This is a genomic window from Streptomyces sp. NBC_01478, from assembly GCF_036227225.1.
In the GTDB taxonomy this organism is placed as follows: domain Bacteria; phylum Actinomycetota; class Actinomycetes; order Streptomycetales; family Streptomycetaceae; genus Streptomyces.
In genome coordinates this window covers 7,611,323-7,634,069 of record NZ_CP109444.1, presented here as the reverse complement: position 1 = coordinate 7,634,069, position 22,747 = coordinate 7,611,323, and the positions used below count along the sequence as shown (strand labels likewise).

Sequence of the window (22,747 nt, the reverse complement as noted above, 5' to 3'; positions counted from 1 at the left end):
GGGAGCGGCGCGGGCGTATCACCCGCGGATTAGCACGTTCGAGTGACGACAGTCCGTTCAGGACTCCTGCGGAGAGGCCGCCACATCATGCTCGGGTACGACCTGCCCCGACCGGATCATCTCCAGGCGTCCCATCACCTTGGAGCGCAGATCCGTCGGCACGTCGTCCTGCCCGCAGCACCGCTTCACGAGCTTCTTCACGGCCTTCTCGAGGCCGTACTTCTCCAGGCACGGCGAGCACTCCTCGAAGTGCACCTCGAACTTGGTGCAGTCCGCGTCCGGCATCTCTCTGTCGAGGAACTCGTAGAGATGGTCGAGGACCTCACTGCAGTCCGTTTCGTGCGGCTCTCCGCAGCTCATGAGCCCGAGCCTTTCGCTTCGTTCGACTCTCCGGCACCGGCCGGGACCAGTCCGCGGTCACGCGCGTAGTCCTCGAGCATGCCGCGCAGTTGACGGCGGCCCCGGTGCAGCCGGGACATCACCGTACCGATGGGTGTCCCCATGATGTCCGCGATCTCCTTGTAGGCAAAGCCCTCGACGTCCGCGAGATAGACGGCGATGCGGAATTCCTCGGGGATCGCCTGGAGCGCTTCCTTCACGTCCGAGTCGGGCAGGTGGTCGAGCGCCTGCGACTCGGCGGAGCGCAGACCGGTCGACATGTGCGACTCGGCACGCGCGAGCTGCCAGTCCTCGATCTCCTCGGCCGCGGAGCGCTGGGGTTCACGCTGCTTCTTGCGGTACGAGTTGATGAACGTGTTGGTGAGAATCCGGTACAGCCACGCCTTGAGGTTGGTGCCCTCGCGGAACTGGTGGAAGGACGCGTACGCCTTCGCGTACGTCTCCTGCACCAGGTCCTCGGCGTCGGCCGGATTGCGGGTCATGCGCAGCGCGGCCGAGTACATCTGGTCGAGGAATTCGAGCGCGTCCCGCTCGAAGCGCGCACTGCGCTCCGTCGTGGACTCCGTGCTCGTGCCCTGGCCCTCGGGCTGCTCCGCCTGGCCGTGTTCGGTCCCTGCGTCGGTACCGGGAACCGGACCCACCTCCTCAAGATTCCGGGCAGCACCGAAGCCGATGCCACCAGAATCGGAGGATAGACGACGATCCGGTCCGCCCGCCGCCCCAATAGGGGTGGCCTTGGTCGCGTGCAGCACCGACCAGTCCAGGTCTGAGCGGCTGCTACGGGCCGGGCAGAAGGTCGAACCCATGCGGCGGACTTCCTTTCTACGACTCTCTATGTCCGCCACAACAGTGGTAAGGGCCGCGGCATTCCCACCCTTTACCCAAGTGTTCGAGTCCACTCCACCACGTGCCCCGTGATGATCTCCAGGGCCTGGTCCTGAGTGATCTCCGCCCGCTTGGGCACCGCGAACCCATGGTCGCCGTACGGCACCTCGACCAGTTCGAAGTCGCCCTCCGGGAACTCCGCCGGTGTCCCGAACGGGTCGTTCCCGCCCTGTACGACGAGCGTGGGCACCCCGGCGCCGAGCAGTTCGTCGGCCCGCGACTTCTCCGGCCTGCCGGGCGGATGCAGCGGGAAGCTCAGGGCGAGGACGGCGGCGGCCCCCAGCTCCGTCGCCGTACGACAGGCCACGCGTGCTCCGGCGCTCCGGCCCCCGGAGACCACCGGCAGGCCGGGCTTCGCGACGGCCGGCCAGATCCCCCGCCAGCCGATGTCCAGCGTCTTGGGCGCGGGCGCCACCTTCTTCCCGGCGACCCGCCAGGGCTGCTCGACCAGCGCGACGGTCACTCCGTGCCCGGGGAGTACGGCGGCGAGGGCCTGGAGATCCCGCGCCTCGATGCCACCGCCCGCGCCATGGCCGACGGCGAGGACGAGCCGCGCCTTCTTGGCCGGATGCCAGGTGACGCGGGCGTCCCCCGCGTCGGTCTCGACGATCTCGCTCGCATCGGAAGTCACATCAGGAGTCACGTCAGAAGTCACGTCAGAAAAGTGTGCCTTCTTCGGGACCTTCCAGTTCCTTCAGCAGCTCCGGTCCGTTGTTGCGGACGTTGCTGACAGCCGTCGACACCGGATACGCGCGCAACAGCCCGGCCGGCGGCGGGTCGAGCAGCTCGCGCAGCTCGTCCGGGTCGGTGCGGGCGGGGTCGAGCCAGGAGTCCCAGCGGTCCGGGGTGAGCATCAGGGGCATCCGGGGGTGGATGTCGGCCAGCGCGTGCGGCCCCTCGGCCGGGGGCACCGCCAGCGGGGTCGTCTCCGCCTCGGTCGTGATCACCGAGCAGGTGACCCACCAGGCCAGCGGATGGTCGTCGGGCAGGGTCCGGTCCCGCCAGAACTCGTACAGCCCGGCCATCGCGAACACCGACCCGTCGGCGGGGAGCACGAAGTACGGCTGCTTGCGCTGCCGCTTCTTCTTGCCCTCGACCTCCAGCTCCCGCTCGTCCTTGGCGGTGACCCACTCGTAGTAGCCGTCGGCGGGGATGATGCAGCGCCGGGCCGAGAAGGCGCGACGGTACGACGGCTTCTCGTGCACGGTCTCCGCGCGGGCGTTGATCATCCGCGCACCGCCCTCGGGAGTCTTGGACCAGCTCGGCACCAGCCCCCACTTCAGCTTCCGGAGCTGTCGAACCGGCTCCGGGCTGTCCGCGTCCTTAAGTGGACGGTCGAGGACTGCATAGACCTCTTTGGTCGGGGCCACGTTGTAGTCGGGGGCCAGAACCTCCTCGGGCTCCCACTTCTCGATCTCAAAGACTCCTGCGAGATCCTCGGGCCCACGACTCGCTGCATACCGTCCGCACATACGTGCCAGACTGCCAGGCCCGCCCGTCGCCCGACCACCACCCCCCAACGATGGCGCTACGCGCCAGCCCCTGTCGATCCACACCCACGGGAGCCTCCGCCACCAATGGACAGCACCGCAATCGCCTCGATACCCGCCCTCTGGGACGAGGTCTTCGGCAGCCAGCCCGACCCTGATCTGTGGGTGGTGATCGCCACCATGGTCGCCGCGCTGGCCGTGGTCGTCCCGCACGGTCTGTGGCGCCTCTCCCGCAACGCCATCACCATCGCCCACGAGGGCGGCCACGGCCTGGTGGCCCTCCTCACCGGCCGCACCCTCACCGGCATCCGCCTGCACTCCGACACCAGCGGCCTCACGGTCAGCCGCGGCAAGCCGCACGGCCTCGGCATGATCCTCACGGCAGCCGCCGGCTACACCGCTCCCCCGCTCCTGGGCCTGGGCGGCGCGGCCCTCCTGGGCGCCGGCCACATCACCCTCCTCCTGTGGCTGTCGACCCTCCTCCTGATAGCCATGCTGGTGATGATCCGCAACGCCTACGGCGCCCTCACGGTCGTCCTCAGCGGCGCGGCCTTCCTGCTCGTTTCCTGGCTGACAGGCCCCCAGGTCCAGGCGGCGTTCGCGTACGCGGTGGTGTGGTTCCTGCTGCTGGGTGGAGTGCGTCCCGCTTTCGAACTCCAGGCGAAGAGGTCGAGGGGCGGAGCGGGCGACTCGGACGCGGACCAACTCGCGCGCCTGACGCACGTACCGGCGGGGTTGTGGCTGTTCCTCTTCCACCTGGTGTCCCTGTGCTCGCTGATAGGCGGCGGCAGGTGGTTGTTGGAATTTTGACAAGCCCCGAAGGGGCAAGTCACCAGGGGCGCGGGCCTGTATCCATGTGCGGCTCCGCCGCGCGGGCGCGACCGGCCCCAACGGCGCGGCACCCGAAAGACGGCCTACTTATACAGTGGGTCACATGGCCCCGAACAACGACCAAACCGCCCTCTGGCCCGCCCCCCACGCCCGCGGAGCCGTCGACGCGACGGTCCACGTCCCGGGGTCCAAGTCCGTCACCAACCGCGCCCTCGTCCTCGCCGCCCTCGCCAGCGAACCGGGCTGGCTGCGCCGCCCCCTCCGCTCCCGGGACACCCTCCTGATGGCCGGCGCCCTGCGCGCGATGGGCGTGGGCATCGAGGAGGGCGTGGGCACGGAGAAGGGCTCCGGAGAGTTCTGGCGGGTCATCCCGTCCGGCCTGCACGGCCCGGCCACGATCGACGTCGGCAACGCGGGCACCGTGATGCGCTTCCTGCCCCCCGTCGCCGCCCTGGCCGACGGCCCCATCCGCTTCGACGGCGACCCGAGGTCGTACGAACGCCCCCTGCACGGAGTGATCGACGCCCTGCGCGTCCTCGGCGCCCGGATCGACGACGACGGCCGGGGCGCGCTGCCCCTGACCGTGCACGGCGGGGGCGCGCTGGACGGCGGCCCGGTGGAGATCGACGCGTCCTCGTCGTCCCAGTTCGTGAGCGCCCTCCTGCTCTCGGGCCCGCGCTTCAACATGGGCGTCGAGGTCCGCCACACCGGCTCCTCCCTCCCCTCCATGCCGCACATCCGCATGACCGTGGACATGCTGCGCGCGGTCGGCGCCCAGGTGGACACCCCGGAGTCGGGCGGCGAGCCCAACGTCTGGCGGGTGACCCCGGGCGCGCTGCTCGGCCGCGACCTGACCGTCGAGCCGGATCTGTCGAACGCCCAGCCCTTCCTCGCGGCGGCGCTCGTGACCGGCGGCAAGGTGGTCGTACCGGACTGGCCGGCGCGGACCACCCAGCCCGGCGACCGGCTGCGGGAGATCTTCACCGAGATGGGTGGTTCCTGCGAACTCACCGAGTACGGGCTGGAGTTCACCGGTTCGGGTGCGATCCACGGCATCGACGTGGACCTGGGCGAGGTCGGCGAACTGACCCCCGGTATCGCGGCCGTCGCCGCCCTCGCCGACTCCCCCTCGACCCTCCGGGGCGTCTCCCACCTGCGCCTGCACGAGACCGACCGGCTGGCCGCGCTCACCAAGGAGATCAACGAGCTGGGCGGTGACGTGACCGAGACCGCCGACGGTCTGCGCATCCGCCCGCGCCGCCTGCACGGCGGGATCTTCCACACCTACGAGGACCACCGCATGGCCACCGCGGGCGCGATCATCGGCCTCGCGGTCGAGGGCGTGCAGATCGAGAACGTGGCGACGACCGCGAAGACCCTTCCGGACTTCCCCGACCTGTGGGCCGGGATGCTCGGGAGCGATGGGGCGTAGGGGACTCACGCCATGCGTCGCTACGGCAAGAACACCGACGAGGACGACATCCGCCAGCGCCCGAACCGCAAGGGCAACCGGCCGCGCACCAACATCCGCCCCAAGCACGAGGAAGCGGTCGAGGGCATGGTCCTCACCGTCGACCGGGGCCGGCTGACCTGCCTCGTCGAGGACCGGGTCGTGATGGCGGTCAAGGCCCGCGAACTGGGCCGGAAGGCGGCGGTGGTCGGCGACCGGGTCGGCATCATCGGCGACCTGTCCGGCGACAAGGACACCCTCGCCCGCATCATCCGCATCGAGCCGCGCACCTCGGTGCTGCGCCGCACGGCCGACGACGACGATCCGTACGAGCGCGTGGTCGTCGCCAACGCCGACCAGCTCGCCATCGTCACCGCCCTCGCCGACCCCGAGCCGCGCCCCCGCCTCATCGACCGCTGCCTGGTCGCGGCCTACGACGGCGGCCTCGACCCGCTGCTCGTGCTGACCAAGTCGGACCTCGCGTCACCCGACGAACTCCTGGAGATGTACGGCGCGTTGGGCGTTCCCTACGTCGTCACGAGCCGCGAGGAGCTGGAGAACGGCAGCGCGGTGGAGCGGGTCCGCAAGCAACTGGACGGCAAGATCACCGCGTTCGTCGGGCACTCCGGTGTCGGCAAGACGACCCTCGTGAACGCGCTGGTCTCGCTGGAGCGGCGGCGCAGCACCGGCATCGTCAACGCCGTCACCGGGCGCGGCCGGCACACCACGACCTCGGCGCGCGCGATCCCGCTGCCGGACGACTCGGGCTGGGTCGTCGACACCCCGGGCGTCCGCTCCTTCGGCCTGCACCACGTGGACCCGTCCCGGGTGATCAAGGCGTTCCCCGACCTGGAGCCGGGCACCGAGAACTGCCCGCGCGCGTGCAGCCACGACGAGCCGGACTGCGCGCTGGACCAGTGGGTGGCCGACGGTCACGCCGATCCGCAGCGGCTGTACTCGCTGCGCCGGTTGTTGGCCACGCGTGAGCGAACCGACGGCGACTGACCACCGCGTGTTTGTGGGGACTCAAGTTCGGTAAGTGCATAATCGCACCGAGCCGGACAAACGGGAGGACAGCACATGGCGTGGCTGCTGGTTGTCGTGGCCGGAATTCTGGAGACCGGGTTCGCCGTGTGCCTGAAGCTGTCCCACGGCTTCACCCGTCTGTGGCCCACGGTCGCCTTCTGCTCCTTCGCGCTGGGCAGTTTCGGCCTGCTCACCCTCTCCCTGAAGAAGCTCGACGTGGGTCCCGCGTACGCCGTGTGGACCGGCATCGGCGCGGCCGGCACCGCGATCTACGGCATGGTCTTCCTCGGCGACCTGGTGTCGACGCTGAAGCTCGTGTCGATCAGCCTCGTCATCGTCGGGGTGATCGGACTGCAACTGTCCGGTTCCGCGCACTGACTTCCTAGGTCAGCGCCCGATGGGCCGGCGTCAGCGCACTCCGTACGAGTTCACCCACGCCGCCCTCGCCCGGTGGCGCCGCCACACAGGACAGCGCCAGCCGTACGACGAGTTCGCAGGAGCGGGCCAGGTCGGCGGTGTCCGGCCGCACGGCCCCGGGTCCGACGAGCGCGGCCACGGCACGGTCGCGGACGACGGCCACGAAGTCACCGGGTGAGGGCAGCGGCCCGTCGGCCCGGCGCTGTGCCGGTACGGCGGAGGAGGACGGCACCGCGGAGAGGGTCGGCGCGGGCAGCCGTTCGCTCCAGCAGCCGGTGAGCATCGCCCGTACCAGCGCGTTCTCGCGGGCCGCCGACGCGGTCCACTCGGCGGTCGCGGTCAGCCGCTCGCGGGCGTCGCTGTGACTTCCGAGCGCCCGCTCGACGCCGACGAGATACCCGTCGGCCTCCCTTCTGACCAGCGCCCGCGCGAGCCCCTCCTTGCTCCCGAACTCGTTGTACAGCGTCTGCCGGGACACTCCGGCGGCGGCGGCCACGTCCACCATCCGTACGGTGGACCACGACCGGCGCGCCAGCGCCGTATAGGCGGCGTCCAGCAGGGATTCCCGCGCTGCAGGCATCATTCGCCTCCCTGGGGCGAGCGGCTCTGCGCCCAGATTTGACGCGCGCGGGAGCACTGTCAAGGGTTCGCGGCGGTGCCGGGGGGCGCACTTCGGCCGCCGCGCGCGGGAGTTGACCGGGAGAGTGCCGCTCCGGGGCAGGGCACGACGGTCCCCCACCTCCCGTTTCGCCCACCGGACCCTGTAGCCCCGGCGCAACCCCTGAAGATACGGTGCACGCATGGCCGACTATCACGATGACCTGCGCCTCGCCCACGTCCTCGCGGACGCCGCCGACGCCGCGACGACCGCGCGGTTCAAGGCGCTCGATCTCAAGGTCGAGACCAAGCCGGACATGACTCCGGTGACCGAGGCGGACAAGGCGGCCGAGGAAGTCATCCGCGGTCATCTGCAGCGCGCACGCCCGCGCGACGCGGTCATCGGCGAGGAATACGGCAGCGAGGGCACCGGCCCGCGCCGCTGGGTGATCGACCCGATCGACGGCACGAAGAACTACGTACGCGGCGTCCCGGTCTGGGCCACGCTGATCTCCCTGATGGAGGCGGCGGAGGGCGGCTTCCAGCCCGTCGTCGGCCTGGTCTCCGCACCCGCGCTCGGCCGCCGCTGGTGGGCCGCGAAGGGCCACGGCGCCTACACCGGCCGCAGCCTGTCCTCCGCGTCCCGGCTGCGCGTCTCCCAGGTCTCGAAGCTGACGGACGCCTCCTTCGCGTACTCCTCGCTCACCGGCTGGGAGGACCAGGGCCGCCTCGGCGGCTTCCTCGACCTGACCCGCGAGGTGTGGCGCACGCGCGCGTACGGCGACTTCTGGCCCTACATGATGGTCGCCGAGGGTTCGGTCGACATCTGCGCCGAACCCGAACTCAACCTGTGGGACATGGCGGCGACCGCGATCATCGTCACCGAGGCCGGCGGCACCTTCACGGGCCTCGACGGCCGCCCGGGCCCGCACAGCGGAAACGCGGCGGCGTCGAACGGCATCCTGCACGACGAGTTCCTGGGCTATCTCAACATGCGCTACTGACCTGACTTGTGGCTTGACCTGGTCGTTTCCCCCTCCCTTACGACCCCTGGGCCGTGGTGGGGCCGTCATCCACCTTCGGGCCGTCCTCGAACACGCCGTTCACCGCTTCCCGTGTGCGCTTCTCGCTGCTCGGCATCAGGTGCGTGTACGTCCGCAGCGTGAAGCCCGGGTCGTGGTGTCCCAGGTACTCGGACAGAGCCTTGATGTTCTCGCCGGCGTCCAGCAGAACGGACGCGTAGAAGTGCCTCAGGGCGTGCATGCCGTTCTCCCTGCCGCGCGGGACGCCCACGGTGTCGAGGGCGGGGCGCCACGCCAGACGGTTGAAGACGCCGCGGTTGACCGCGTGCCCTCCAACGTTGGTGAAGAGCAGGGCGGCGGTCACCGGCGGGCCGTCGACTGACCGCCACGGCAGCGATACGGCTGTGGGCGGATGCTTCGCGATGTGGTCCTCAAGCGACCGCGCGACGCTCTCAGGCAGCGGGACGGTGCGCGTCTTGCCGCCCTTGGGCAGGGCGAACACCTGCTTCCCGGCGATGAGCTTGACCTGTCGCACGACGTGCACGACATCTTCTGCGAAGTCCACGTCGTCAGCGGCCAGACCGAGCACTTCGCCCTGCCGCATGCCGCATCCGCCGGCCAGGTCCACCATCCCCCGGTACCGCTCCGGCAGTGCCGAACGCATGGCCAGCACGCGCTCAGGCCTCCACGGCACGATCCGGCGGGGTTCCAGCTTGGGCGCCTTCACCGACGACGAACGGCAAGGGTTGTGCGAGATCAAGCGGTCGTCAACGGCTGCCCCCAACATCGCATTGAGGTTGGCGAAGATGACCCGCTGATAGGCGGGCGCCACCCCGCCATCCTGAAGCTTCCGCAGCCACTCACGAACGTGAATCGGCTTCAGCGAGTCCAGCGACCGACTGCCCAAGTGCGGCACTACGTGCAGGCGCACGCGCTGCTCTGTGCTCACGAAGGTGCCGGGGTCGATGGTCAGCGACGCCAGCCACCGTTCCGCGTGCTGCCGGACCGTCAGGCGCCCGGCGCGCGGGTCGATGTACTGACCGCGGGTCATGTCCGCCTCGATCTGAGACAGCCACTTCTCGGCGACGCGCTTCTGTCCGTCGGGGAAGCTCTTGGACTTCTCGGCGCCGTCGGGGCCGACGTAGCGGGCGCGGTAGCGCAGGCCGGTTCCATGACGGTCGGACTTGAGTCGGACGGTCTTACCGTGGGCATCGGTTTCGGTCTTGTACCAGCGGTCTTGGATGTGGCCGGCCATGTGGTGGCGGTCCCTTCTGGACATGGGAAGGGAGGGCCACGGGGGCCCTCCCTGGGGTGTTGAGCTGTGCGATTGGGGCTATGTCAGGCGGCGGTGCGGTCGTCGGTCTTGCGTTGGGTGACGTAGGCGCGAACGTCGGCGGGGTCGTAGCGCACGTACTTGCCGATGCGGAAGCTGGGCGGGCCGGTGTTCTTCTTGCGCCACTGGTAGACGGTCTCTTTGGGCACCTCGAACATCTCGGCGATGTCGTCGGGGGTGAGGTACCGGTCCGGGAGGCCGCCCCGGAGCGTGGCGCGGAGGTCGGGTTGAGCGGACGTTCGGCTCATTTGGTCCTCGGAAGTTGAGTCACGTCGTACTGGCTTGGGGGAGGCGGGAGTTCACGTCTGTCCGAGGTGTGGATTTCTGCGTCATTGCGTCAGCAGCGTCATTCAGGCGCCTGACCTGCGACTTTGGGTGACGCGGCGGTGTCGAGGTGCGTCATTGGTGCGTCATGGGCTGCGTCATCCGTGACGTAGCCCATGACGCAGATGACGCAGGATGACGCAGGCAAGGCCGTCTGCGTCATGGCCGTAGTCGCAGGTCAGGTGCCATTTTCCGGCGTGCATGACGCAGATGACGCAGCGTCTTCCCTCTTAGGACAAGGAGGGGGGTCTGTCGTAGTGCGGTGCTGCTCAGCACGTGAAGAAGGAGCCGCTGCGCGGCGCGTCCTTGGGGCGGCGTTCCGCCGAACAGCAAGAGGAGCACGCCTCGCGATGTGGTGCTCTTCTTGCTTGTCCGGGTGAGCGTGCGCGTCAGAGCATCCGCTGCTCATGTGGGGACGGGGCGGTGGGGCGGGTCATTTCGAGGTATCGGCCCGTGCTGGTGCGCCCCGAGTCGATGAGGACACCCCGGGCGGCCAGGGTGGGTTGGAGGCGCTTGAGGCGGTCGGAGAGGACTTTGCCCGTGGTCGGCCATCCCTTGGGCAGGGGACGGCCGTCGTCGCCGCTGTAGAGGCGGCTGAGGCAGGACAGCCATTCCGTGGACGTCATCCGCTGCGCCGTGCCCGGCTCGATGGTCTCGGCGTACTTGAGGACGGTCTGCGCGAGGAGGTCGCCCTCAATCACGTCGTCGTTCAGGTCGTCCAGGCTGGCCCGGTACGCGGGCAGCGCCCCCAGGCCGGTCGCCGCGTCGAACTGCGCGCACAGTTGGGCGAAGTCCGCCATCCGCAGGTCGGTGGGGGTCTCCGCGTCCACCGCGCGAACCTTGACCGTGAGGTCCAGGAGCGAGCCGAGGACGATGGGGAGAGCCTCCGCGTAGTCCGTCCACAGTTCGGCTTCGGTGCGCCGGATGCGGGGGCGTTCCAGGCGCAGGGGCAGGAGACGTTCGGCGAGGTCGGGCCGGATGACACCGACGTCGATACCAGTCAGCAGCAGCGGCCGGCGGTAGCCGACGCGGAAGACGTCCCCGTCGGTGAACAGGGCACGCTTGACGCTCTCGGCCCCGGTCACGATGCAGCACATGGCGTCGGACAAGTCCGGCGTCATGTGGGAGAGGTTGTCCAGGGCGGTGACCCAGCCGGCCGCGACCGCCGCGATCAGGTTCTCCTCGTCCTTGGGCGCCCGGCGCAGGTCACCGCTCATGCCCTCGATGATCCGCACCAGCATCCGCCCACCAGTGGACTTCCCCGCGCCCTGCGGCCCTGTGAGGAACGGCGCGGGAACGGGCACGGACGGTCCGAGGCAGCCGATCAGCCACGCGATGGCCAGGCATTCGGTCTCTGCGGTGGCGAAGTTGCACAGCCGCATCAGGAGGTCGATGCCCTTGCCGTTCGTGTCCTTGGTCGGCATGGGCAGTTCGCCGGTGAGCTGGGTGCGCCGCCAGCACACCTCACGTGAGTCGGGGGTGAGGATGTCCCAGCCGGTGGGGTGGATGCGCACGGACTGCCCGTCATCGCGGCCCAGGTCCAGCCAGGTTGCCCCGTCAAATCCGGGGGCGACGCGGATGTGCACGGGCTGCACGTCCTCGATCAGCGCGAGCGCTTCGATCAGGTCCAACGCTTCCTTGAGGGCTGAGCCGTTGAACACGCCGATCCCATCCTTGAACAGGCCGACCATGAGTTCCTGACGGTGGCTGCCCGTGGTGCCCTGGGAGCGGATCGGGCGGGCCACAGGGTGGTTGTTCTTCTGCGCGTACACGGTCCCGTCCGGCGTACGGAAGTAGCGGAAGTGGGCCTGCGCGTAGTCGGTGATGATCTGGCGGGCGGGGTTCTTCTCGTCGTCAGCCATGGTCACAGTCCCAATGTGGTGCGGGCGTTCGTCCACGCGTCCGTGCAGTGGCGGGGTGATTCGCCCATGGCCTGCGCGGCGGTGAACAGCCGCGCCACGTGCGTGTCGGTGAGGCAGCCGCACCGGCCGTGTGTGGAGAGCACGGCGAGGAATGTCCGGTAGACGGTGGCGTGTACCGCCTCGCGGGCTTGAGTGATGCGCTGCTCCGCCATGGCGATGCCACGGTCCAGGAAAGCGGACGTGCGGTGACGGCACACACCGTCCCCGCCCCGTGTGGGCACGGCGATGGCCTGCGGTGTGGGCCGGGCAGGGGTGGGTTCTTTCACGGTCAGCGCGCGTACGACGTTCGGCAGCGCGGTCATGTGTCCGGTGCCGGGCCCGAGCCAACGGGCGTAGGACATCAGCGACTTGATGTCTACGCCGGGACGGACCGCGTTGGCGGACTGCATGACGCCCCGGTAGAGCCAGTGCTGTCCGCGGGTCGTCGGCACGATCCGCGTGGCGGGCAAGGTCCGCAGGGCCCACGTGATGGCTGCCGCGTTGTCGAGGTCGACCACGGTCAACCCGGCGCCCCCGGGGTGGTAGCCGACCGCCGCCGCCTGCCGCCATGCCGCCTCCCACTGGGAGGAGTTGAGGACGTGCGGGTCGGTGGTGGCGGCGGCCCACGCGTGGCAGACGCCCGGGCACGTGCAGGGGCCCGCAGTCTTCATGTTCGGCCGGCCACCGCACGCATTCTTCGCGCAGGTATGACAATTGCCGAACGGCACCTTCCCCGCCCGCAGCGGCAGCGAGGGGACCTCGTTCGCGGCGAGCGTCAGCGCGCTATGCAGCGGGGCTACTCGCCGAACGTCGGTGAGTTGGGTCATGCTGGAGACCTCCAACAGGTCTGTTGAGGACACGTTGGCAAGGGCGACCCCGCATTCATTGGCGTGAGAGGGGGGTCGCCCTTGGCGTAGCTGGGTGTCGGGATGGTCGGAGCAGTACCGGGGCCTCCTGCGCTGAGCTGCGCTTCAGAGGCACACCGTTAATGGATCATTCGCAGGGGTAGAGCACCGGTACTTTTTCGGGGGGTCCGGTGGGCGATATCTTTGGGGTAATCGCGTCTATCGGTGTCGTCGTGTCATTGCTCGTGTCGAGCTGGCAGACGCGGGAACTGACGCGACAGACGTCGATCAACAACGTCATGGCAGGCGTGTCCGCCATGTACAACGGGATGGAACGGCTCCACCACATCGAGAGCCTCATTGCCGCAGAACCATGGTTGTACGGTCACTTCTACGGCAGTGCTCCGCTTCCCAACGAAGAGAATCAGCGGGCTCGTGTGCTCACCATCGCGGGCATGTTCGCCGACGTGGTGGACTACGGCCTCGTGATCGCTGAAACCAATCCCGACATCAAGTTCTACGTGGGATGGCGGGACTTCGCTCTGTCTCTCCGGCGCACCTCTCCGGCGCTGGTCTACATGGTCGGAGAGCACCCGATGTGGTGGGCTGCACTGAACAAATACTGGGCCGAGCATCCAGAACTGAGCGTGTAGCTCACCCGAACTTGTTGCGCTTGAAGATCGCTTTGCGGATGTTGACCGTGGTCCCGCCCTGGTAGCTGCGTGTGCTGAAGACCTGCACGGCGATCCACCCGCCGAAGATCACAGCCACGAGCGTGATGAGCTGAGTGATTAGCGCGGTCAGCGCGGTGATGAAAGCGGTCAGCATGAGCAGTCCGCCGCACACGGCGAGGAATCCGATGCCCCCAAGCGCGATGTTCACCGCCGCGCGGGAGACAGCCGACTTGGCCATGACGGGTTCGGGCTGTGCGGGGTTGATGGCGTAGCCGGTGACGACCCGTCCGTCCGGCAGGACGATGCTCGCCACGGACGGGATGGTGTGCGGCTGGACCGGAACAACCAGTGCCGGCGCCATGGCGGCGGCCGGTAGCGGGGTGGGCTGGTGAACGGTCACGGCCCGTTCGGCAGGCGTGTGGCGGGCGGGTTCGGGGTACATGCGGAATCCCATCTGAGCAAGGGTCAGGGAGGCAGAGACACCCCCTTGCTGGGGGCGTGTAGAGGGGGTTTTCGGGGTCTGGCCTGCGGGTCCTCCCTGCCTCCCTGAACGATCACCCGTGCAGGTCAGGGGCAGGGAGGCGGGTCAGGGAGGGGTTCAGGGACTTCTCCCTGCCTCCCTGACCCTCCCGGGTGCGGATCCCTGTCATCCGGCAGTGGAAGCGGAACCCTCGCCGTTGGTATCGTCGTCGCGGTTGGCGAGAGCGCGGGCGAGGCGGTCACGGCCGATGACCATGCGGCCATCCGACTTGTACGGCTCGGCTCCGGTGCCGTCCAGGACGCGCTTGAGGTCGAGGAACGACCACTTCCCGTAGGCGTCCGCGTTCAGCGCGGCGAGCCGCTTGAGCACGTCCTGGGTCAGGACCCGGGAGGCGTCACCGACCACGGACGCGATGTCGGCGAGCGGGTCGCGGTACTCGCCCCGCTCGATGACGGTCAGCGTGGTGACGCCGTCGCGCAGGGCCTTGGCGCGCTCGATGATGGCTTCGGCCGCGTCGTCGTCGACGTAGTGCGTGCGCACCGTGATCGACGACTGCCCCTTCGGGATGTCGATCCCGGAGGACGCGACCACGAGGGTTCCCTGATCCAGACCGGGGCGCAGCAGGTTGGGGGCGGCGCCGCCGTCGACGGCCTTGTCCCCCAGCGCCATCCGCGCCTGCGACTCCGTGCCCAGCGCGAGCGAGGCCCGGGTGTGGGCGCCTTCGCGGACGAGCTTGGGGAGGTTCTGGTCGGTGGGGTCCTGGGTGCCCTGCCACATCAGCACGTTCACGGCACGGCCCTGGTTGTGGATCTTGCGGACGGCCATGAAGTACCGCGACGTGGCCTTCGATCCGCCGTAGAAGCGGCCGTCCTCGTCCTTGAGCGGGCACATGAATGCCACCTGCGCCTCGTCGACCAGGACGATCAGGGCGGGGAACACGGTGCCGGGCGGGGACATCAGCCGGCGGTTCATCTCGTCTACGGCGCCTTCGACCATCTCGGTGACCTGGATGACGTGCTCGTCGGTCGGCCCCTGGATCAGGGTGGTGGCCACGCCGTCGAACATCTTCCAGTCGCCGATGCCCTTGAGGTCACCCATGAGGAACTGCACCGACTTGTCGAGCGCCAGCCACAGGGCGAGGGAGCGCAGGGCGACGGTCTTGCCCTGGTTCGACAACCCGGTAATCAGCAGGTGGCGCTGATACACGGACAGGGCTGCGGCGTCGCCGCGCAGGTCCTGCCCCCAGGGGGCTTTGCCCTTTGTGTAGTCGGCGGTCATCGTCTCGTCGGTGACCAGCGGAGACGGGCCGATCGGCTCATCCAACGCCCCCGAGTCGGCGACCCATAGGCGGACGGTGCGGGCGGCTTCGGGGATGGTGATGAACACCTCGTGCTCGTGCCTGGACAGGTTCTCCGCCAGCTTGCGGCGGCGCTGCTGGATCTCGTTCGTCGAGACCCCTGAGGGGAGGGTGACGTCGACTTCCACGCCGCATCCGGCGATCCGGATTGGACCCAACATGCTCGCGCCGGCGTCGCCCATCTCCTTGATGGCGTTGCGCAGCGCGGGCACTCCCAGGTCGCGCAGGGCCTTGACGACGATGGACGGGGTAATCGGCTCGCCCTCGCCGTTGCGGACGTTGGCGGGCAGGGTCCAGGTCGGTGCGGCTTGCTGCTTGCTGCCGACCGCCCACAGGGCGAGCAGGGCGAACAGCGGACCGAGGATGACGGCGGTGGGCCAGATGATTTGCACGATCCGGATCAGGGTGGCGATGAAGTCGATCGTCGCGGCGAGCGGGGTGATGACGTCGCCGACGTTCTTGGTGTTGATGGCCATCACGACCCCGAGCGCGACCAGCACCCCGACGCCCATACCGACGCCGACCCCGATGCCCTTGGCGGCCTCCACGGGCGAGTGCAAGAGGTCCATGCGGCGGTGGTGGCGGGCGGCACGGAAGCGCTGCAACCGCTCCTCCCACTCCTCCGCCGCTTCCAGGTTCCCCGCGGCTTCCGCCGTACGGATCATGCGCTCGTAGCGGGCGCCGGTCTTGCCGTCCCAGGTGCGGCGGGCCACGATCCGGCCCCCGTTGAACGCGTAGAGACTGTGCCGGGCCACCGCACGGGCAGCGGACTTGGTGTTCTCGTGGGTGACAGCAGTCTTCAAGGCCCGCCCGGAGCGCACCCACAACGGCACCAGAGGCGCGGGCGGGGCGTCGGGGACCACGGTCAGCACCATGGGCGTCGCCTCCGGCTCGGGGCCGGTCGACGGGGTTTTGACGAGGCGTACGACGTTCTCGGACATGCTGGGGGTACTCCTGACTGCCCTGTGTGGGGCGGGAGTTCGAGGAAAGGTGAGAGGGTCAGCGCTGGTGCCGGGCGCGGTTCTCGGCATGGCTGAGCTGGGACGACTCCGTACGCGGCGCGTCCTCGTACCAGCAGAAGGGGCGGATCGTGTCGGCGGCCTTGAACACGCGGATGGCGGCGCCGGCCGGAGCCTCCGGAAGGGCGTAGACGCGACTCCGGTCCAGGGAGGCCAGCAGCCGGGCGCCGTGGTGTTCGCAGCCATCGGCACCGGCATCGGTGGCGTCGAGAACGGTCACGGCCGGGGGACCGTCGCAGGGGGTCGGGTCCTCCGGGTGGGCGGCGGGACAACGGCGGCCCACGCTCACCACCACCCCGACGCTTTCTTCGCGGCCTTGGCGCGGGCGGCTTCCGTGATCAGGCGCTGCTTCTCGTTGTGCAGGGCGGTCAGTTCGGCGGTCAGCCGACCTTCGGCGGCGGAGCCGGTGGTGTCCATCTGCCGCTCGGCACGGCCGGGGTTCCTGCCGCGTACAACCTGGTAGGAGCCGCCCGCGATGGCGCGGGCCATGGCACGGCGCTCGGAGCCGTTCAACGGCCACCACTCGCCCCGCTTCACCGCTTCCAGCTTCGCGGCGGTCTTCTCGATCTCACGGTCCAGACGGCGGATCTCGGACTTCGACATGCTCAACTCCCCTTCGCCGAAGCGCTTGCCGAGGCGCACATCAGGCGACCCGCTTCCAGGCGGCACGGAGACGGACCTCGGATGCGGAGTGGCCGGCCGCCCGGAAGCGGATCGCCATCTCGCGATACGACAGAGCAGGCGCCTCACTGGTGCGGATCTCATCGACCAGCCCGCCAAGCTCCCCATCAGTGAGCGCGGGTGCCGCCCAGCCGAGGGCCGGTACCGGCTCGGAGCGTCCCCACACGGGGAGGTCCCAGGTGGGTGTGACGCCGGGTGTGACGGGGCGCGTCACGCTGGTCAGCGCCCTGCCGGTGTCCTCGCCCTGCCGTGCCGTCTCCAGCGTCGACCATGCCCGCGACAGACTCTGAGCGGTCTTGGCCTGCACCCGGGCGACGCTCGCCCCCGCCTGCGTCACGGCCGTCAACCGCGTCGTCTCCGTGGCCGCTTCCGCCCGCAGGCGGGCGCGGGCCACGGCGGCTTCGTCGCGGGCTTCCTGCTGGATGCCCCGGATGGCGTCCAGCGCGGTAGGAGTGAGCGCGGTGCGCTCCCACATGCCATGCACAAGCCACAGGGCCTTGGCCGCGATCGGCAACCACGCCACCGCCAGCCACGCCCCGGAGGACGCTTCAGCGGTGAGGGCATGTGCGACCAGGACGCCGGCCGCGATGGCGCCGAAGCACCAGCCGACCCCGGTCACCGTGCGGGAGTGATCGCCCTGCGCGGCCAGGCGACGTTCGTAGGCGAGGGTAGCCAACCAACCACCGTCGATCCCCAGACCGACGACCAGAGCGACGGGCCACGGCACCGCCGTACCGAGCCACATCATGACCACGGCCAGGGTGAGCACCATGGACACGGCCGTCATCGCAACAGCGGGCAGGACGGTCTTTGCGGCATTGGTCCTCATGCGCCGACCTCCGGCAGCATCCCGTCGCCGGTGCGGTTCGCCAACTCGCGGCAGGCGGTGAGCAGACGGCGCCGGGCCCGGCGGATACGCCGGACGTCCAGCTCCGTCGAAGCGCGGTCCAGCGTGATGATCTGCGCGTCCAGCAGGTCAACGTCCGCCAGGATCGCGGGCATCTCCAGCTCGATGGCGTCCAGCTCGGCGTCCGTCGGCTCCATGAAGTCGGCGAACGCGGTAACAGCATCTTGAACGGTGACGATGTGGTCCATTGGGTCGTGTGTCCTTCCACAGGTGAACGGCCCGAACAGCGGTCCCGGTGTTCGAGCACCGGGGCCGCGCGCCGTTGAAGTCGGGTTTCCGGCTCCCCTCAGCGCTGCTCGTACGAGACGAGCAGCGGAGGCAACCGGCCGCAGAGAACTGCGGTGGATGAGTGGTCTCTTTCGGGGACGCGGCTGCCGGATCAGGTACAGCTCGCTAGGGCCCCGTTGTAGGCAGAGACCTGACCTTTCGGTCTGCCATCCGGACTGCCAAGGGATCGCCTGCCGCGAGGCAGACGACTGTCCGGTGCCCTCCCCCCGTCCACAGCGGGGCTCCTGGGTGTGCTGTTCTTGCAGGTCAAGCAGGTGTGACGCACCCTCCCTACGTTGCTTAGGGGGGGTTGCGCTCTTTCCTGATAGGTACCGTAAGCAAACAGGAGGGGTGCGCGCAACCCCCTCTAGCGATAGAGTTCGCTAGCCCCCCTAGACGAGGAGTGGAGAGCTGTGCACGACGACATGAAGCGGGTCTCTGAGATCGCGGCCCCGGTCGACCGGGCCAAAGCAGCGACCGACCTGATGGCGACCTATCAGGGATGGGTGCTTGAGCTGTCCCGCATCCGCCGCGAGGCCATCGAAGAAGCGCAGGCGTCCGGCATGACTCAGACCGAAATCGCCACGCAGCTCGGGGTGAGCCGAGGTCGCGTAGGGCAGCTAGCGTCCGCCGGACCACCCCCGGAGCGCGCGTTCTTCGGCACAAACCTGGTGACCGTGTCGCTCGGTGGCAAGCCCGAGGCAGGCAAGGGCCCTGACCAGAACCCGAGTGAGGTCGTGACCAGGGAAGACCTCAAGAACTTCGACCACCTGCGCAAGCTGCTGGGCGGGATGAAGCTTGAGGCCGAGTACGAGGTGATCCCGACGACGGGAATCGTCAACCTCAACCGTGACAACCACGTGGTCGTCTGTGGACCGCGACTGTCGCCCATCGTTGCCCAGGTGCTCGAAGGGGACGACAACCTGCGCTTTGAGAAAGACCGAGCCTGGCACCTGGTGGACCAGAAGGCCGGCAAGGAGTACCGATCGCCGATGGATGAGGACGGCACGGCCGGCGACTTCGGCTACCTGGGCCGACTCCCCCGACTGGACGGCCGTGGCACGTTCTTGTACATCGCCGGAATCCACGCCATAGGCGCCAACGGGGTCGTGCACTACTTGGAGAACAACCTCGCTGAGCTGTACCGAGAAGTTCGCACCCGCCGGTTCTCGACGCTCATTTCCTGTCGCTACGACCCCAAGACGCTCGACGTACTGGAGAGCCGCCGCGTCACCCCGCTGTACCGACACGAGGGATGATCATGCGCGTCTGTATGGACACACAACCGGGGGGAGCCAACCCCAATGAGGACTGGGTGGCAGGAACACCCACGCTCGCTGTCGTGCTGGACGGACTCAGTACGGCAGGCCTCAGCACGGGATGCCGGCACGGCGTCCCGTGGTACGTCGCGCACCTCGGCGGTCAGCTTCTTGCGGCCCTCGCAGACCCGGACTGCCAACTCTCAGACGGTTTGGCGGAAGCTCTCGAACGTGTTGCAGGACTGCATCCCGAGTGCGATCTCAAGAATCCGGGGACGCCGTCCGCCACGGTCGCGGTCCTGCGGCATCGAGACGGCGTCCTGGACCATCTCGTCCTCGCGGACTCTCCCATCGTGTTCGAGGGGCCGCATGGCTACTCGGTGATCACTGATCTCCGGGTGGACGACATCCTCCCCGAGATGAGAGCTGAGGTTGAGCAGCATGAGACTCATACCTCAGAGCACAGGGAGGCCGTGCAACGCCTTGTGCTCGCGCAGCGGCAAGTACGCAACACCGCAGAGGGGTATTGGGTGGCTGCGGCGGATGCAGAAGCCGCAGAGCACACCCTGACCGGCACGGCATCGCTCGGAGAAGTGCACGCTGCCGCCGTGATGTCTGATGGCGTATCAAGGCTCGTGAGCGAGTACGAGATGGCTACCTGGTCGGAAGCGTTCGCCACGCTCCGGGCCGGGGGTCCCCGTGAACTGATCGACACCGTACGCAGGGTTGAGGCCACGGACCCCACTGGGCGCCGGTGGCCGCGATACAAGTCCGGGGATGATGCCGCAGTGGCCTTCTGCCAATGGTGACTTGACCAGCGAAAAGTGCACGACGTTCTGACATCAATGACTGATGTGGACGATCGCGAATGGCGTGACCGTTGGCAGAGTCGTGTCATCGGAGTGGTTCTGCATCAGGACCTCCTCCGCTCCGCGATCAGTACGCGCGCCAGAATGCGCACCAGAGCGGTGTCCGGCTCGACGAGGCTGGCGTGCTCGCGGTGTGCCCACACGTCCCGCCCCGGTCCGCTCATGCTCTCCTCGTGCCAGAGGTGAACTGCGTCGTCAGGATCGGTGATCGGCTCGTCGCAGTAGCGGCAGAAGCGCAGGGTCATGACGCACCCGCCATCTGTGTGTGGCAGGGACAGGTGCAGCGTCGTACCAGGACCAGGCCGCCCCCGTGGGGTAGCGGGATGTCCTTGGTCTGACGGCAGTCGTGGTGCAGTTCCTGGTATCCGTCCAGGGAAGCCACCGCGCACTCGGCGGAGCGCATCGAAGGGTCGTCGATGGCCGCGGTCACGAGCGCGCACCGAGGTTCTCATAGTGGTCACACAAAGCGTTCAAAGTGCGTGCCAGGCGTCGGGCATAGCCGACTTCTACGCCGAATCTGCGGATCGGCTCGGCACGGAGCTTTCCCCGCGCCTCACCGACACAGGCAAGCGCGCAGTACCGGGGGATGCTGTCCTTCCTCAACCGCCTGACGGACTGCTCGACCTCGGGGATAAGCAGCTCCAGGTGACCCCGAATCATCCGCGTCAGCGTCTCCAGCTCACCAGCCGTTGGAGGCAGCGCCACGGCGTCGGGGTCCAGCAGAATCTGCACGGTCTCGCGCATGACGATGACGTCAGGGCGATCGGCTTGCCGGCGCTCAGTACCTTCGGATGCTGCGGTGGTGCGGTTCGCCATGTCGACCCCTGCCCAGTCGGCCACGCCCGGGGCCGTTCGCAAGGTCGCCGGGTCTCGTCGTGCCTCTTGAAGCTAGGAGTGCGATGGACGCCAGCGCCAGCAATGTGCACCGATGTGCACACACGTCTTCAGGGAGGAGTGAGGCCGGATCGTGCTCTTGACGACACATCCCTTCAGGGGAGACGTTGGCGCACATCAGCGCACAACCTCAACGGTGGAGACAGCCATGGACCTACAGTTCATCGGAATCGACCCTGACACCGGCAAGAACGGGTCACCCACAGCCTGGGTGGACCAGGAGACGCAGGACATCGTGATCCAGAGCTACACGGCAGACGAGGCAACACGAGCCCAATGCGCGGACCGCACCGCCCCCGGGCACGCGAAGGGAATCCCCGACCACGAGACGGTGATCCGTATCCCCGCCCGCCTGGTCCCGATCCTGAGGGAGGCCTGCGATGCCGCAGAACGTGCCCAGCTTTGACGACCTCTTCGAAGCTGCGCAGCGCTCCGCCGTGCACCTCGAAATGCGCGACCAGTACGCCGTCGGCGACGAGGTCGACGACTACAACACCTGGCTGCGCACCGGCCAACGGGACGCAGATCCCGACTCGGAGTACTGGGCGCCCTGGGTCGACATGATCTCCCGAGCAGTCACCCGAGGCGTCGTCGTGCGCCGCGCTCGCATCGTGTCCGAGCCGGTCACCGACTACATCCGATACGAGCACGCCGCAACCGCAGTCAACGTAGCGGCGGGTGAGCAAGTGCGGTGGCTACCTCGCCCGCGGGCTGCCGATCTAATGCTGCCGGGTGCAGACCTGTGGATCTTCGACGGGACGCAAGTCCTGTTCAACCACTTCACCGGCAACGGCGAATGGGCCGACCCAGACATGGAACTGCGGACGGAGCCGGGCATCGTCAAGCAATGCGCCAACGCGTTCGAGGCCGTTTGGGCACGCGCCATCCCACACGACCAGTACAAGATCCACTGACAGAAGGCACCGCGACCAGCTCATGCCCATCTCCCCGTCATCCTCGGCCCAGACCGCGCGTGAAAACGTGGCGCGGCAGCTGCGCGACCTGAGGAGAAACGCCGGCCTGACGGTCACTGAGCTGGCCTTGCGTTGTAACTGGCACCACGCCAAGACGTCCCGAATCGAGAACGCTCGCACACCGCCCTCACCCACGGACATCCGGCTCTGGTGCCGGGCCACCGATGCCACAGATCAGGCACCAGACCTGATCGCCGCCTCCCAGCACGCGGAATCCCTGTACCGCGAGTGGCGCCAGCGCGTCCGCTCCGGTCTCAAAAAGCTGCAGGACAGCTACGTCGAGCTGTACCGGTCTACCGAACTGCTGCGCGTCTACTCCCCGGTACTCATCCCCGGACTGCTCCAGACCGAGGGATACGCGAAGGCCCTACTGAGCCTCAACGCCCGCTTCCTCGACGTCCCCAACGACGGAGCGGAAGCCGCCGCTGCGCGCGTGCAGCGCTCCCAGGTCATTCACGAGCCGGGGCACCGGTTCGTGTTCGTCATCGAGGAGGCGGTGCTCTACTACCAGCTTGGCGACGCGGACGCGATGGCTGCCCAGCTGGGCTACCTACTCACCGCCGGCGCGCTCCCGCCAGTGTCGTTCGGCATCATCCCGACGTCGACGCGCGAGCGCGCCCTGTGGCCGCAAGAGACGTTCGACGTGCACGACGACACGCTCGTGTCCGTTGAGCTGCTCTCTGCCGAGGTGAACGTCACCCAGCCATCCGAGATCGCCCTGTACGTGAAAGCGTTCGAGCAGTTGCGCAGCATGGCCGTGTACGGCGCGGACGCTCGCGCTCTGATCGTGAAGGCCATCGAAACATTGCGCTGAGCCCAGACGTCAACCAAGTCGGTGGTCGACC

At 68.5% G+C, this 22,747-nt stretch carries 28 protein-coding genes; 11 read left to right on the top strand and 17 right to left on the bottom strand.

All coding sequences use genetic code 11. From position 1 onward, the window contains the following. Positions 1–57: 57 nt before the first annotated feature. The 4 genes from rsrA to OG223_RS34710 form a co-directional block, all read right to left on the bottom strand. A complete protein-coding gene (gene rsrA, locus OG223_RS34725) occupies positions 58–360 on the bottom strand; it encodes a mycothiol system anti-sigma-R factor (protein ID WP_200689034.1) in 303 nt (100 codons plus the stop codon). After that, positions 357–1,040, bottom strand: coding sequence for an RNA polymerase sigma factor SigR (gene sigR, locus OG223_RS34720; protein WP_019058309.1), 684 nt, complete (start codon positions 1,038–1,040; stop codon positions 357–359). The genes rsrA and sigR overlap by 4 nt, the downstream gene beginning before the upstream one ends. Before the next feature lie 236 nt (positions 1,041–1,276). Further along, complete coding sequence (locus OG223_RS34715; protein ID WP_329257133.1) at positions 1,277–1,939, bottom strand: alpha/beta hydrolase family protein; 663 nt, start codon at positions 1,937–1,939, stop codon at positions 1,277–1,279. A 1-nt stretch (position 1,940) separates the two neighbouring features. Then, the gene (locus OG223_RS34710; RefSeq protein ID WP_329257130.1) at positions 1,941–2,756 is read right to left on the bottom strand and encodes an SOS response-associated peptidase; all 816 of its coding nucleotides are present in this window, start codon (positions 2,754–2,756) and stop codon (positions 1,941–1,943) included. Positions 2,757–2,861: 105 nt separating this feature from the next. Between OG223_RS34710 and OG223_RS34705 the strand changes: the two genes are divergently transcribed. The 4 genes from OG223_RS34705 to OG223_RS34690 all read left to right on the top strand — a co-directional run bounded on the left by OG223_RS34705 (position 2,862) and on the right by OG223_RS34690 (position 6,459). Next, positions 2,862–3,584, top strand: coding sequence for a M50 family metallopeptidase (locus tag OG223_RS34705; protein WP_329257127.1), 723 nt, complete (start codon positions 2,862–2,864; stop codon positions 3,582–3,584). A 124-nt stretch (positions 3,585–3,708) separates the two neighbouring features. Beyond that, the gene (gene aroA / locus OG223_RS34700; RefSeq protein WP_329257124.1) at positions 3,709–5,037 is read left to right on the top strand and encodes a 3-phosphoshikimate 1-carboxyvinyltransferase; all 1,329 of its coding nucleotides are present in this window, start codon (positions 3,709–3,711) and stop codon (positions 5,035–5,037) included. 12 nt (positions 5,038–5,049) lie between these two features. Next, a complete protein-coding gene (rsgA, locus tag OG223_RS34695; protein ID WP_329257121.1) occupies positions 5,050–6,060 on the top strand; it encodes a ribosome small subunit-dependent GTPase A in 1,011 nt (336 codons plus the stop codon). Positions 6,061–6,135: 75 nt separating this feature from the next. Then, positions 6,136–6,459: a DMT family transporter gene (locus OG223_RS34690; protein ID WP_019058315.1), complete on the top strand. Its 324-nt coding sequence runs from the start codon at positions 6,136–6,138 to the stop codon at positions 6,457–6,459. A 4-nt stretch (positions 6,460–6,463) separates the two neighbouring features. Here the strand turns inward: OG223_RS34690 and OG223_RS34685 are convergent, their stop codons facing one another. Continuing rightward, positions 6,464–7,081, bottom strand: a complete 618-nt coding sequence (locus OG223_RS34685; protein ID WP_329257117.1) for a TetR/AcrR family transcriptional regulator — start codon at positions 7,079–7,081, stop codon at positions 6,464–6,466. A 217-nt stretch (positions 7,082–7,298) separates the two neighbouring features. Here OG223_RS34685 and hisN point away from each other — a divergent pair, with 217 nt between their 5' ends. Next, a complete protein-coding gene (hisN, locus tag OG223_RS34680) occupies positions 7,299–8,099 on the top strand; it encodes a histidinol-phosphatase (protein WP_329257114.1) in 801 nt (266 codons plus the stop codon). Between the two features lie 37 nt (positions 8,100–8,136). Here hisN and OG223_RS34675 read toward each other — a convergent pair whose 3' ends face one another. From OG223_RS34675 to OG223_RS34660, 4 genes are all read right to left on the bottom strand, one after another. Beyond that, positions 8,137–9,372: a tyrosine-type recombinase/integrase gene (locus OG223_RS34675; RefSeq protein ID WP_329257111.1), complete on the bottom strand. Its 1,236-nt coding sequence runs from the start codon at positions 9,370–9,372 to the stop codon at positions 8,137–8,139. A gap of 83 nt (positions 9,373–9,455) precedes the next feature. Then, positions 9,456–9,698 carry a helix-turn-helix transcriptional regulator gene (locus tag OG223_RS34670; RefSeq protein ID WP_317773352.1) on the bottom strand — a complete coding sequence of 81 codons (243 nt, stop codon included), beginning with the start codon at positions 9,696–9,698 and terminating at the stop codon, positions 9,456–9,458. 465 nt (positions 9,699–10,163) lie between these two features. Beyond that, entirely contained in the window at positions 10,164–11,636 is a 1,473-nt protein-coding gene (locus OG223_RS34665) for an ATP-binding protein (RefSeq protein WP_329257108.1), read from the bottom strand. A 2-nt stretch (positions 11,637–11,638) separates the two neighbouring features. Beyond that, positions 11,639–12,502, bottom strand: coding sequence for a bifunctional DNA primase/polymerase (locus OG223_RS34660; RefSeq protein WP_329257106.1), 864 nt, complete (start codon positions 12,500–12,502; stop codon positions 11,639–11,641). A gap of 209 nt (positions 12,503–12,711) precedes the next feature. Between OG223_RS34660 and OG223_RS34655 the strand changes: the two genes are divergently transcribed. Beyond that, entirely contained in the window at positions 12,712–13,173 is a 462-nt protein-coding gene (locus OG223_RS34655; RefSeq protein WP_329257102.1) for a hypothetical protein, read from the top strand. 1 nt (position 13,174) lies between these two features. Here OG223_RS34655 and OG223_RS34650 read toward each other — a convergent pair whose 3' ends face one another. From OG223_RS34650 to OG223_RS34625, 6 genes are all read right to left on the bottom strand, one after another. After that, the gene (locus OG223_RS34650) at positions 13,175–13,636 is read right to left on the bottom strand and encodes a hypothetical protein (RefSeq protein WP_329265632.1); all 462 of its coding nucleotides are present in this window, start codon (positions 13,634–13,636) and stop codon (positions 13,175–13,177) included. Between the two features lie 204 nt (positions 13,637–13,840). Then, positions 13,841–15,973: an FtsK/SpoIIIE domain-containing protein gene (locus OG223_RS34645; RefSeq protein WP_329257100.1), complete on the bottom strand. Its 2,133-nt coding sequence runs from the start codon at positions 15,971–15,973 to the stop codon at positions 13,841–13,843. 58 nt (positions 15,974–16,031) lie between these two features. Further along, complete coding sequence (locus tag OG223_RS34640; protein WP_329257097.1) at positions 16,032–16,271, bottom strand: hypothetical protein; 240 nt, start codon at positions 16,269–16,271, stop codon at positions 16,032–16,034. 65 nt (positions 16,272–16,336) lie between these two features. Further along, the gene (locus tag OG223_RS34635; protein WP_329257093.1) at positions 16,337–16,654 is read right to left on the bottom strand and encodes a hypothetical protein; all 318 of its coding nucleotides are present in this window, start codon (positions 16,652–16,654) and stop codon (positions 16,337–16,339) included. A gap of 40 nt (positions 16,655–16,694) precedes the next feature. Next, positions 16,695–17,561, bottom strand: a complete 867-nt coding sequence (locus OG223_RS34630) for a protein spdB (protein WP_329257090.1) — start codon at positions 17,559–17,561, stop codon at positions 16,695–16,697. Next, the gene (locus OG223_RS34625; RefSeq protein ID WP_329257087.1) at positions 17,558–17,827 is read right to left on the bottom strand and encodes a DUF6284 family protein; all 270 of its coding nucleotides are present in this window, start codon (positions 17,825–17,827) and stop codon (positions 17,558–17,560) included. The genes OG223_RS34630 and OG223_RS34625 overlap by 4 nt, the downstream gene beginning before the upstream one ends. 492 nt (positions 17,828–18,319) lie before the next feature. Between OG223_RS34625 and OG223_RS34620 the strand changes: the two genes are divergently transcribed. Continuing rightward, the gene (locus OG223_RS34620; protein ID WP_329257084.1) at positions 18,320–19,165 is read left to right on the top strand and encodes a sigma factor-like helix-turn-helix DNA-binding protein; all 846 of its coding nucleotides are present in this window, start codon (positions 18,320–18,322) and stop codon (positions 19,163–19,165) included. A gap of 83 nt (positions 19,166–19,248) precedes the next feature. Next, a complete protein-coding gene (locus tag OG223_RS34615; protein WP_329257081.1) occupies positions 19,249–19,974 on the top strand; it encodes a hypothetical protein in 726 nt (241 codons plus the stop codon). Positions 19,975–20,078: 104 nt separating this feature from the next. Here the strand turns inward: OG223_RS34615 and OG223_RS34610 are convergent, their stop codons facing one another. Then, positions 20,079–20,279 (bottom strand): hypothetical protein, encoded by a 201-nt coding sequence (locus OG223_RS34610; RefSeq protein ID WP_329257077.1) that lies wholly within the window; start codon positions 20,277–20,279, stop codon positions 20,079–20,081. 181 nt (positions 20,280–20,460) lie between these two features. After that, positions 20,461–20,850, bottom strand: coding sequence for a DUF6415 family natural product biosynthesis protein (locus OG223_RS34605; RefSeq protein ID WP_329257075.1), 390 nt, complete (start codon positions 20,848–20,850; stop codon positions 20,461–20,463). Between the two features lie 226 nt (positions 20,851–21,076). On the opposite strand from OG223_RS34605, the gene OG223_RS34600 reads away from it, so the two are divergent. The 3 genes from OG223_RS34600 to OG223_RS34590 are packed head-to-tail and all read left to right on the top strand — an operon-like array spanning position 21,077 to position 22,716. Continuing rightward, complete coding sequence (locus tag OG223_RS34600; protein ID WP_329257072.1) at positions 21,077–21,334, top strand: hypothetical protein; 258 nt, start codon at positions 21,077–21,079, stop codon at positions 21,332–21,334. Beyond that, positions 21,309–21,842, top strand: coding sequence for a DUF6879 family protein (locus OG223_RS34595; protein ID WP_329257069.1), 534 nt, complete (start codon positions 21,309–21,311; stop codon positions 21,840–21,842). Before OG223_RS34600 ends, OG223_RS34595 begins: the two co-directional genes overlap by 26 nt. A gap of 22 nt (positions 21,843–21,864) precedes the next feature. Continuing rightward, entirely contained in the window at positions 21,865–22,716 is an 852-nt protein-coding gene (locus OG223_RS34590; protein ID WP_329257066.1) for a helix-turn-helix domain-containing protein, read from the top strand. The last annotated feature ends 31 nt before the right edge of the window (positions 22,717–22,747 follow it).

Excerpts from the sequence above, each read along its gene's own strand:
- rsrA (WP_200689034.1), bottom strand. The coding sequence starts at position 360 with ATGAGCTGCGGAGAGCCGCACGAAACGGACTGCAGTGAGGTCCTCGAC.
- OG223_RS34710 (WP_329257130.1), bottom strand. The coding sequence starts at position 2,756 with ATGTGCGGACGGTATGCAGCGAGTCGTGGGCCCGAGGATCTCGCAGGA.
- OG223_RS34705 (WP_329257127.1), top strand. The coding sequence starts at position 2,862 with ATGGACAGCACCGCAATCGCCTCGATACCCGCCCTCTGGGACGAGGTC.
- aroA (WP_329257124.1), top strand. The coding sequence starts at position 3,709 with ATGGCCCCGAACAACGACCAAACCGCCCTCTGGCCCGCCCCCCACGCC.
- rsgA (WP_329257121.1), top strand. The coding sequence starts at position 5,050 with ATGCGTCGCTACGGCAAGAACACCGACGAGGACGACATCCGCCAGCGC.
- OG223_RS34690 (WP_019058315.1), top strand. The coding sequence starts at position 6,136 with ATGGCGTGGCTGCTGGTTGTCGTGGCCGGAATTCTGGAGACCGGGTTC.
- OG223_RS34685 (WP_329257117.1), bottom strand. The coding sequence starts at position 7,081 with ATGATGCCTGCAGCGCGGGAATCCCTGCTGGACGCCGCCTATACGGCG.
- hisN (WP_329257114.1), top strand. The coding sequence starts at position 7,299 with ATGGCCGACTATCACGATGACCTGCGCCTCGCCCACGTCCTCGCGGAC.
- OG223_RS34675 (WP_329257111.1), bottom strand. The coding sequence starts at position 9,372 with ATGGCCGGCCACATCCAAGACCGCTGGTACAAGACCGAAACCGATGCC.
- OG223_RS34670 (WP_317773352.1), bottom strand. The coding sequence starts at position 9,698 with ATGAGCCGAACGTCCGCTCAACCCGACCTCCGCGCCACGCTCCGGGGC.
- OG223_RS34665 (WP_329257108.1), bottom strand. The coding sequence starts at position 11,636 with ATGGCTGACGACGAGAAGAACCCCGCCCGCCAGATCATCACCGACTAC.
- OG223_RS34660 (WP_329257106.1), bottom strand. The coding sequence starts at position 12,502 with ATGACCCAACTCACCGACGTTCGGCGAGTAGCCCCGCTGCATAGCGCG.
- OG223_RS34650 (WP_329265632.1), bottom strand. The coding sequence starts at position 13,636 with ATGTACCCCGAACCCGCCCGCCACACGCCTGCCGAACGGGCCGTGACC.
- OG223_RS34645 (WP_329257100.1), bottom strand. The coding sequence starts at position 15,973 with ATGTCCGAGAACGTCGTACGCCTCGTCAAAACCCCGTCGACCGGCCCC.
- OG223_RS34635 (WP_329257093.1), bottom strand. The coding sequence starts at position 16,654 with ATGTCGAAGTCCGAGATCCGCCGTCTGGACCGTGAGATCGAGAAGACC.
- OG223_RS34630 (WP_329257090.1), bottom strand. The coding sequence starts at position 17,561 with ATGAGGACCAATGCCGCAAAGACCGTCCTGCCCGCTGTTGCGATGACG.
- OG223_RS34625 (WP_329257087.1), bottom strand. The coding sequence starts at position 17,827 with ATGGACCACATCGTCACCGTTCAAGATGCTGTTACCGCGTTCGCCGAC.
- OG223_RS34610 (WP_329257077.1), bottom strand. The coding sequence starts at position 20,279 with ATGACCCTGCGCTTCTGCCGCTACTGCGACGAGCCGATCACCGATCCT.
- OG223_RS34605 (WP_329257075.1), bottom strand. The coding sequence starts at position 20,850 with ATGGCGAACCGCACCACCGCAGCATCCGAAGGTACTGAGCGCCGGCAA.
- OG223_RS34600 (WP_329257072.1), top strand. The coding sequence starts at position 21,077 with ATGGACCTACAGTTCATCGGAATCGACCCTGACACCGGCAAGAACGGG.
- OG223_RS34595 (WP_329257069.1), top strand. The coding sequence starts at position 21,309 with ATGCCGCAGAACGTGCCCAGCTTTGACGACCTCTTCGAAGCTGCGCAG.
- OG223_RS34590 (WP_329257066.1), top strand. The coding sequence starts at position 21,865 with ATGCCCATCTCCCCGTCATCCTCGGCCCAGACCGCGCGTGAAAACGTG.